The sequence below is a fragment of the Herbiconiux daphne genome, assembly GCF_024979295.1.
GTDB lineage: Bacteria > Actinomycetota > Actinomycetes > Actinomycetales > Microbacteriaceae > Herbiconiux > Herbiconiux daphnes.
This window is the reverse complement of sequence record NZ_JANLCJ010000341.1, coordinates 1-752: the sequence shown is the minus strand read 5'-3', so window position 1 is coordinate 752 and position 752 is coordinate 1. Positions and strand designations below refer to the sequence as shown.

Here is a 752-nt window from a genome sequence, read left to right as displayed (position 1 = left end):
GTATACAATACATTAGATGCATAAGTAAATGGTTCAGGAAGTGCTGGGGGAATACAATCATTAAGCAACTCAGGGCTTATCGGAATTGGTTTTACCGGGACGTATTGAATCGATTTGCTGACGCAACCTACTAGTAATATCATCGGGAATAAGAGAATCACCAGATTTATCTTTATCGAGAGATTTTCTAATTTCATGTTGAACACCTTCGTTGTGCTTAGTGTTGATTTCCTTCTGCTTGATTGCAGATTGTGTTGCTTTGTTTATAGCATTAATTTGATTAGACTGTTCTTCTAATACGGTGTTAATAGTGGATAATTGGTTGCTTAAATTTGTGATATCAGCTATCATCTTTGTGTTCTGTACGTAAAGAAAAGCACCAAAACCCACTACCAAAAGAGCAATACCAATCAATAGCCTTCCTGAAAGAATATTTGGCATATGAAATCCTTATTATCAGCAAACATTAGCTTGTAGGATCATTCTCAGAGGCAGGAGATTGGTTAGTTAAACTTAAACCCTGAGATAGCAACTCAGTAAGCCGAGCATCAATTTGTTCTTTTGTTAATTTAGTTTCTTCCATAGTCACTTCAATACTAGCGGCTCTAGGCAATGTAAGATCTAATATTTTACTAGATGCCTTGTATCGTAATTCTAATGGACTCTGTGGATCTTGTGCTATGTCCATGAGAATTTCTTCCATAGATAATCCGTCTTCGGTTCGAGAAGCAACTCTATCGAGAAGTCGGAGG

At 37.0% G+C, this 752-nt stretch carries 2 protein-coding genes; both read right to left on the bottom strand.

Features of this window, described 5'->3' with window-relative positions:
* Positions 1 to 69: 69 nt before the first annotated feature.
* On the bottom strand, positions 70 to 441 hold the full coding sequence (locus N1032_RS25115; RefSeq protein WP_259543292.1) for a hypothetical protein: 372 nt from the start codon (positions 439 to 441) through the stop codon (positions 70 to 72).
* A 25-nt stretch (positions 442 to 466) separates the two neighbouring features.
* The coding region (locus N1032_RS25110; RefSeq protein WP_259543291.1) for a hypothetical protein at positions 467 to 752 on the bottom strand (286 nt) is incomplete at its 5' end.

Bases quoted from the DNA above. Each gene is read 5' to 3' on its own strand.
- N1032_RS25115 (WP_259543292.1), bottom strand. From the start codon at position 441: ATGCCAAATATTCTTTCAGGAAGGCTATTGATTGGTATTGCTCTTTTG.